7 protein-coding genes are annotated in these 8,347 nt (G+C 65.9%); 3 read left to right on the top strand and 4 right to left on the bottom strand.

Features of this window, described 5'->3' with window-relative positions:
- Nucleotides 1-496 precede the first annotated feature (496 nt).
- From A8G08_RS22330 to A8G08_RS22315, 4 genes are all read right to left on the bottom strand, one after another.
- A complete protein-coding gene (locus tag A8G08_RS22330) occupies nucleotides 497-1,849 on the bottom strand; it encodes a hypothetical protein (RefSeq protein ID WP_068278987.1) in 1,353 nt (450 codons plus the stop codon).
- An 88-nt stretch (nucleotides 1,850-1,937) separates the two neighbouring features.
- Complete coding sequence (locus tag A8G08_RS22325; RefSeq protein WP_068278986.1) at nucleotides 1,938-3,113, bottom strand: acyl-CoA dehydrogenase family protein; 1,176 nt, start codon at nucleotides 3,111-3,113, stop codon at nucleotides 1,938-1,940.
- A 3-nt stretch (nucleotides 3,114-3,116) separates the two neighbouring features.
- Nucleotides 3,117-4,340, bottom strand: a complete 1,224-nt coding sequence (locus tag A8G08_RS22320) for a CoA transferase (RefSeq protein ID WP_068278984.1) — start codon at nucleotides 4,338-4,340, stop codon at nucleotides 3,117-3,119.
- Nucleotides 4,341-4,418: 78 nt separating this feature from the next.
- Nucleotides 4,419-5,417: a MaoC family dehydratase gene (locus A8G08_RS22315; RefSeq protein WP_068278981.1), complete on the bottom strand. Its 999-nt coding sequence runs from the start codon at nucleotides 5,415-5,417 to the stop codon at nucleotides 4,419-4,421.
- A 161-nt stretch (nucleotides 5,418-5,578) separates the two neighbouring features.
- Between A8G08_RS22315 and A8G08_RS22310 the strand changes: the two genes are divergently transcribed.
- From A8G08_RS22310 to A8G08_RS22300, 3 genes are all read left to right on the top strand, one after another.
- The gene (locus tag A8G08_RS22310; RefSeq protein ID WP_068278978.1) at nucleotides 5,579-6,730 is read left to right on the top strand and encodes an acyl-CoA dehydrogenase family protein; all 1,152 of its coding nucleotides are present in this window, start codon (nucleotides 5,579-5,581) and stop codon (nucleotides 6,728-6,730) included.
- Between the two features lie 18 nt (nucleotides 6,731-6,748).
- Nucleotides 6,749-7,525, top strand: a complete 777-nt coding sequence (locus A8G08_RS22305; protein WP_068278976.1) for a GntR family transcriptional regulator — start codon at nucleotides 6,749-6,751, stop codon at nucleotides 7,523-7,525.
- A gap of 199 nt (nucleotides 7,526-7,724) precedes the next feature.
- Nucleotides 7,725-8,138, top strand: a complete 414-nt coding sequence (locus A8G08_RS22300; protein WP_068278974.1) for a DUF7144 family membrane protein — start codon at nucleotides 7,725-7,727, stop codon at nucleotides 8,136-8,138.
- Nucleotides 8,139-8,347 lie beyond the last annotated feature (209 nt).

The raw sequence follows: 8,347 nt of genomic DNA, 5'->3' as shown, positions 1-8,347 counted from the left end.
AAAAAAATCGCCGACCCTCACCCACACGGGGGTATGGACATGAAAAGCCGGCCTACCAAATCAAAACATTTGGCACTGACATTCATCGACACACTATTGAGTTCTCAAAGAACACGCACACACCAGCTCAGCTACCAACAAGCAGATGAGTCTGGGGCGACTGCTCCAGGTTGCCTCGCGCCGACACACACCGCCGTACTGGCCGGTGATGCTGAACATGAGGCGTGGGTATCAACAACGACAAGCGCTGCAAAATTCCCGGATGGCCAGGCGCCTTCGTCCTACCTCGTTTCCCTCGCCCTAGGGGCTTGGGTCGGTGTCCGTGTCGCTCTGACTCCAGAAAAGTTACGGCACCACCAACTCGTGGTCAAATCCCCAGGTCAACTTGCATACGTCTTACCATCTACGCAGGTCAACGGGCGCAGATCGCCACCCGGATGCGGCTGCGGCGCAAAATCTTTCACTGTGGCGCCGACCACACTCCGCGAGGGGGCGGCTAGGCCGGGGTACTCGTCTCTATCGCTCGTGCGGCGTTCACCGCGGGGCGGGCGAGGATCTCGACGACGATCAGCGCGATCACCGCCAAGACTGCGACTGTTAGTACGACCAGGCCCGTCGGATACCGCCAGAAGATCAGGATCGCGACGGCGATGGCGATGATCGCTATGCGAAGCGGGACCCGCAGCTGCGCGACCCACGTCTCGAACTGATTGGGTTCACGGCCCGAACCGGACCGGCGCAAGGCGTCGAGTGCACGGCTGTAACCGTGTCGTACGGCGTGGGCGGATCTCGACCCGCCGAGCAGGAAGCCGACCAGCGCAATTACCACCGCCACCGCGAAGGTGGCACGAATCATCAGTTTGAGCGGCACCGTCACGATGTCGGTGATCGCGCCGGCCGCGGCCGGCGTGAGCACGTCGGTTGGAATGTCGTCCAGGTAATACGCCCGGGCGGCGTTCAATCCGAACCCGAGCAGCACCATCGCTATCGCCACCGCGAGTCCGACGAGGGCCATTGCCCGCAGGCGACCGCCTCTCGGCGCGGTGAAGATGGCGCCCACAGCGAGTGCGACTGCGATCCACGGCAACCACGTCGCCAGCCGATCGAGCAGACGCGTCAGCCGTTGTGCCTTCACGATGTCCTTCGACTGGAACAGGGTGTAGCTCGCATCGACCTGGGGGATCTTGTCGGCGAACGCGAAACCGCGGTCATCCAGCCGCTGTTTCACCTTGTCGATGATCGGGCCCAGCGGAATGCTGACGGTGCCGTTCTCATCGATCTTCACCCGCTTCGTATTGCCGGTGAGCACGGCGACAACGTTCTCATGCGCTATCCGGTTTGCGTCGACCCAAAGATTGGCGAATTCGTCACTGGTGACCAGCTTGTTCACCGTGTCCCGGATGAAGCCCTCGGCCTGGCCCGCGATCACCGGGGCCAAGCCCACAACCTGCGTCGGGACGCGGGGCGCATTCTCGGTGAGTGCGGTCAACGCGTCCTTCGTCGCAGCCTCGATATCGAGGCGAGTGAAGATCTGTTGCGTGATCTGGTTGGTGATGTCCGCCTGAATCGCCGGATCCTTGGCGAGCGGGGCCACGGTCTCCACGTAGCGGTCGGTATCGAGGATCTGCGACCGCGCGAAGCGAGCGGCGACGCCGCCGACCACGAGCACGGCGACGAGCACTATGAGGACACCTGCTGCGATCCAGCGCAGGGTGTTACCTCGATGGCGCTCCGAAGCCGGCGCGCTGGGCGCCTCGGCGCCTTCGAGGTCTGCAACCCGTTTGCGGAGGAGTTCGAGTTCGGCGCGCTCGTCGGCACTGAGCGGCGCAGCGGCATCAGGCGTGCTCATTCGCTGATCTAATCCGATGAACGGCCGATCCGCGCGCTGTTCGGCAATCTTGCCGCCGGTTGTTCACCGGTCGGTTGTTAAACGCAGGTCAGAGTTCGGATTTCGCGGCCCGCACCAGGCCGCCACCGATGATCAAGCGCTGAATTTCGCTGGTGCCCTCGTAAAGCCGGAGCAACCGGACATCCCGGTAGATCCGCTCGGCGACAACGCCACGCATGTAGCCCGAGCCGCCATGAATCTGCACCGCGAGATCGGCCACCCGACCCGCCATCTCGGAGCAATAGAGCTTCGCCACCGAGGGCGCAATGCGCCGGTCCTCGCCGGTGACCCACTTGCGCGCGCTGTCTCGGACCAGTGCGCGGCCGGCCGCGACGCCCACCTGCTGATCGGCGATCATGCCCTGGATCAGCTGGAAGTCACCGATCGGCGTTCCGCCCTGCCTGGTCACCGCAGCGTGCGCAACCGACTCGTCGAGCGCGCGTTGCGCAGCGCCCACGGCGATCCCCGCAATATGCACGCGGCCACGTGCCAACGCCGTCATCGCCGCTTTGTAACCGGCGTCCTCGGTGCCACCGACGAGTGCATCCTCCCCGACCACGACACCGTCGAATGAGACCTCGGAAGTCCAGGCACCCTCCTGGCCCATTTTCTTGTCCTTGGGCCCCACCGAAACTCCCGGTGTATCCGCGGGAACAAGGAAAACCGCGATACCGGTCCCGGACTCGTCGGCGGGCCGGGAGCGCGCGAAAACGACGAATAGGTTGGCGAGCGGAGCATTGGTGATGAACCGCTTGGAACCGGTGATTGTCCACTGACCGTCGGCGAACGTGGCGCGGGTGGTCAATCCGGCCGGATTGGACCCCGCCTCGGGCTCGGTGAGTGCGAACGAGGCGACGACCTCACCGCTCGCGATCCGGCCGAGCCAGCGCGACTTCTGTTCGTCGGTGCCGAAATTCACCAGAACCTGGCCGGCAATCCCGTTGTTCGTGCCGAACATCGACCGCAACGCCAGCGAGGTGTAGCCGAATTCCATTGCCAGTTCGACATCCTGGCTCAGGTCGAGGCCAAGCCCGCCCCACTGCTGCGGAATCGCATAGCCGAACAGACCCATGTCCGCGGCGGCCTTGCGCAGATCGTCGGGAATGCGATCCGATTCGGCGATCTCGCTTTCACGTGGGACAACCTGCTTGCGGATGAATTCCCTTGTTTGCGCGAGGATGTCGCGGAAATCCTCGTCGCTGACCTCCGGCGTATAGGTCTGCACTTCTCACTCCTTCGGGCCGGCGACAACGCCGCCGGAAATCAGATCCGCGACCTCGGCGGCCGGGATGTCGAGCACGTCGGTGAGCAGCGCTTCGGTATCTCCACCGAGCGCCGGCGCAGGCGTGGCGAACAGGTGCCGCCCACCGAAGATCGCCGGGTTGGCGGCGGCCCGGTAGCTGCCGATCCGCGGTTGATCCAACGTCTCGAACAGCGGATTGCGGTCGAGCACACCGGATGCGACGACTTCCTCGAAGGTTGCGTAGCGCTCATGCAGGAGCGAAGTCTTCGCAAGCGCCGCGGCGACGTCGTCGGCGGTGTGTTCGCGGAACCACGCCCCGAACATGGCGGTCAGCACCTCGCGGTGGCGGAACCGGTGGTCCTCGAGCGAAAAATCCGCGCCGAGCGCGGTGGCCAGGGCGGAAACCGCATCCCCGGTTCCGGTCAGCTCCAACAGATCCCGGAAATGCCGGTTCGTCAGGGCTACGAGCATGAACCGCTCGCCGTCACTGGTGACGAAATCGATGCCATACGTGCCGTAGACCGCGTTGCCCGTGCCCTCACGTCCGGCACCGTTGATCTGCACCTCCGTGAGATATCCGAGCATCCCCGCAGACGCCAGCGCGACGTCTTCGAGCGGCAGCGTGATCCGGGCGCCCTCCCCCGTCCGTTCGCGGTGCCGTACCGCGGCGGTCACGCTGAGCGCGGCGTACAGACCGCACGCGATATCCCAGGCAGGCAGCACATGGTTCACGGCACCGGAAAACTCGGGCGGCCCGGTGAGGTACGGGAAGCCAAGGCCGGCATTGACGGTGTAGTCGACGGCGGTGCCGCCGTCACTGCGACCGAGCACCTCGAGGGTGATGACGTCAGGGCGCAGTGCCGCGAGTGCGTCGTGGCTGATCCAGTCGCGGCCACCGGCGTTGGTGACGAGGATTCCGCCACCCGGCCCGGGCGCGGTGATCAGGCGTTGCAGCAGGCGTTGCGCGTCGGGTGAGCGGAAATCGCAGGCGAGCGAGCGCTTCCCCCGGTTGAGTCCGGTCCAGTAAATGCTCTCGCCGTCCTCGGTGAGCGGCCAGCGGCGATAGTCCGTCGCTCCGCCGAGCGGATCGACACGGATCACCTCGGCGCCCAGCTGACTCAAGGTCAGCCCGCACAGCGGCGCCGCCACGAAGCTCGACAACTCCACGATGCGCAGGCCCGCGAGCGGTCGGGAATCGGGTTGGGTCACGTCAGCTCCTCGAGCTCGTCATTTGGGGTCCATTCGCCGTCGCATCGGCGCAGGGTTCGCGTGCGCCGTTGCTCCTGCCTACGCCATCAACGCGGTGAAGTACCAGTCCAGCACCGGCCGGTTCGCGCCGTCCGGGCCAGCGACGTGGACTACCGAGCGCAGGTCGAGAAGTCCGCCGGACGAGCCGGGCAACGGACGTGCGGCGAGCACGGTCAGCTCGCTGGTCAGGGTGTCGCCCTCGTGGACAGGCCCGGTGTGATCACACGACTGCCAAGCCAGCACGGTGACCATGTTCGGCAGGGCGCGGACCGCCTGACCGAAGGCGATCCCGATCGTGTGGCCGCCGTACACGAGCCGTCCGGCAGTGCCGGCCCGCTCGTCGTGGTGCGCCGCCGCGATATTCAGCGTGAGCCGCGCGAGCTCCGGGGCGTTCGACACGACGTCGCCGCTGCTCCGCAACACCGAACCGGCAAGGTCGGTCGAGAAGTGCGGGCCCGGGACGCGATCGCGATAGACCGCGAGGTCAAAGCCGTCCGGCACGCCCGGCTTGCCCTCGCCATCTGCACCGATGCTGCTCAGATCGTCAGCATGCACGGTCCGATCCGCCGCAGCGTGCGGCCCGAGCGGAAGCATCGCGCACCGATGGAAATCCAGCACGGTGGCGCCGTCCTGGTCGGTCGTCGTGATTCGCAGCGCGGCGAGGCCGGTCGGTGCGCGCCCCGGCTTCGCCGAGTTCTCGCGCAGGCCCACAACCTCGGTTCGCGTGTACAGGGTGTCACCGAGCTGCGGGAAGCGATGAAAGCGCAGGTTGCGGTAGAAGAGGTTGGCCTTGACATGGTGGGTGACGAGCGTGGACTGCCCGATCGCGAGGTCTCCCACGAGCCCGGGATGAGCGAACTCACCGCCGGTGACCGCCCGGCTCAGGTGCGCATCGAGTGCAAGCCGCAGCCGGTCCCCGAGAATCGCCTGATGCGTCGCGGCAAGGCCGCTGGTGAGCGTGATCGCCGGCGCCTCGTCGAAGACCTGACCGTGGCGCAACTCGTCGAAGTACGGCCCGCCAACAACCCGCTCGGTCATCGATCGTCCTCTTCCCGGCACCCCGCCAATTTGTACGGCCAAAAGCTCCGACTGTTCCTATCACGGCTGCGCCGGTCTGCGAAAGGCGCGAGTTGACAGCGTCGAAGGACCTGTTCGAATATGGCCGTACAAATCTTCGAGAGCGAGTCGGAACCATTGCCATGAGCGAACTCAACGACGTCGAGACCCTGCTGGTCGAAACCGTGCGCAACTTCATCGATCGCGATGTGAAGCCCTCCGTCCAAGAGGTCGAGCACGCGAACGAATATCCCGAAAAGTGGATCGAGCAGATGAAGCAGATCGGGATCTACGGGCTCGCCGTCCCGGAGGAGTACGGCGGCTCGCCGGTCTCGATGCCCTGCTACGTGAAGGTCACCGAGGAACTCGCGCGCGGCTGGATGAGCCTCGCCGGCGCGATGGGCGGGCACACCGTCGTCGCCAAGCTGCTCACCCTGTTCGGCACGGACGAGCAGAAGGCGGCGTATCTGCCGCGGATGGCCACGGGTGAGCTGCGCGCGACGATGGCGCTCACCGAGCCGGGCGGCGGCTCGGATCTGCAGGCAATGTCGACAATCGCGCGCCAGGACGGCGACGACCTCGTGATCAACGGCGCGAAGATGTGGATCAGCAACGCGCGCCGGTCGGGCCTGATCGCACTGCTGTGCAAGACCGACCCGAATGCCACGCCCCGGCACAAGGGGATCTCGATCGTCCTCGCCGAACATGGCCCCGGCCTGACCGTTTCGCGAGATCTGCCCAAGCTCGGCTACAAGGGCGTGGAGAGCTGCGAGCTCTCGTTTGCCGACTACCGCGTGCCCGCCTCGGCGATCCTCGGCACGACGCCCGGCAAGGGCTTCAGCCAGATGATGAAGGGCCTCGAAACCGGCCGCATCCAGGTCGCTTCGCGCGCGCTCGGCGTTGCGACGGCGGCGCTCGAGGACTCGCTGGCCTACGCCCAGGAGCGGGAGAGCTTCGGAAAGCCCATCTGGCAGCACCAGTCGGTCGGTAATTACCTCGCCGATATGGCTACCAGACTGACCGCCGCCCGGCAGCTCACGCGCTATGCCGCGGAGCGGTACGACCGGGACGAGCGCTGCGACATGGAGGCCGGCATGGCAAAGCTGTTCGCCTCCGAGGTCGCACTCGAGATCGCCACCAACGCCGTGCGAATCCATGGCGGCTACGGCTACTCGACGGAGTACGACGTCGAGCGCTATTTCCGCGATGCACCGCTGATGATCGTCGGCGAGGGCACGAACGAGATTCAGCGCAACGTCATCGTCAGCCAGCTTGTCGCGCGCGGTGGTATCTGACACCGGGATCTGGCAACCATGACCGCTCCGCACCGGCCGACACCGGACCCGCACGAGGGTGAGCCTGCCTATCGCCGGCTCTCCCGAGCGCTGCGCGCCGATATCGCGTCGGGGCGCTATCGCGATGGCACCCAGCTGCCAACCGAATCGGAGCTGTCGACGCAGCACGGACTGAGCCGGCAGACCGTGCGCCGCGCGTTTCAGGACCTGGTATCCGACGGAATCGTGTACCGGGTGCCAGGACGGGGAACATTCGTTGCCGAACCGGATTCGCATTATCTGCGCCAGCTCGGGTCCATTGAGGACCTGATGAACCTGTCCGCGGACACCACGATGGAGGTGCTCGAGCCACTGCGCCGGCGTGTCGATATTGCCGCGGCCAGCCGCCTCCGGCTCGACACGGATCTTGTGCACTGCATGGTGTTCCGCCGGTTGCACGACGATGTTCCGTTCGTCCTCACCACGGTCTACGTGCCCGAGTCGATCGCCCGATCGATCTCGGACCTGCCGGAACTCCAGGCGGGCGCGGTCAGCTCGGCGACGATCATCGGGCTCGCCGAGCCACGGATGGACAACCCGATTACCGAGGCCGGCCAATCCATCACCGTCGCGCCGGCGGACGATGCGGCGGCCGCGGCGCTCAACTGTGCACCGGGACACCCGATGCTGCGCGTCGACCGGCTCTACACCGACTCCGCCGACCGGGCGATCGAACTCGCGACCAGCCTCTTTCTGCCCGAGCACTACACGTACCGGGTCACGCTGCGACGGACCGGGCCCGACGCTGTGCGCTGATTGGGGATCCGACTTCATCCGTTGAAGGTGACGACGCCATCGGCGTTACCGGCCTAGCCTGGCGGAATGTCCACCTCATCGGAGTACGGACGACGTCACGAGACCAGCATGCGGGTCGTGGCGGTAATCGTGCTCATCGCCGTAGTACTCACCGCCGCGCCGATCCTCGTCGCGCTCATCTTCTGATCGGGAGGTCACGATGAACGAGAAGAATCCCGGCGGCTGGGGCGTCTTCGCCGGGCTGTTGCTGATCTTCGTCGGCATCTCCAATGGGATCCAGGGCATCGTCGCCCTCACGGCACCCGAACGGCTCTTCGTCGGCGAGGAGCATCTCGTGCTGCTCGATTTCGATCGCTGGGGATGGGTGCTGCTGATCTGGGCCGCCATCCTGATCGTCGCCGGCGTGGGACTGCTTGCCGCAGCGACGTGGGCTCGCGTCTTCGGTGTCACGGTCGCATTGCTCAACGCGATCGGGCAGTTGACCTGGCTCAACACCCAGCCGTGGCTCGCGCTCCTCCTGATCGCGATCGATATCGGTGTGGTCTGGGGCCTCACCGCGGGCTGGCCGGATCAGCGCGCCGAGTATCGCCCGGAAGAGCAGCGCCAGCCCTGATCGCTCGCCGCGTAAGCGCCCACGCGAACGCATCGTGAACCGCGGGGGCGCTTACGCGCACAGCGATGTGAATACCCTGCGGATGGGCGAGATTTGGATAGACTGCCAGCCGTAACACGGTCGGCCCGCCCACAGCGTGGCGCACGTGCGGGTCGTCTGGCGCCCCTGGCGAAGGGACCATCCGCGTGCTGTCCAGTGGAACTGACCGG

The sequence above is a fragment of the Aldersonia kunmingensis genome (assembly GCF_001646865.1).
In the GTDB taxonomy this organism is placed as follows: domain Bacteria; phylum Actinomycetota; class Actinomycetes; order Mycobacteriales; family Mycobacteriaceae; genus Aldersonia; species Aldersonia kunmingensis.
The sequence above is the reverse complement of the archived record's forward strand: the minus strand, read 5'-3'. Positions and strand labels throughout refer to the sequence as shown.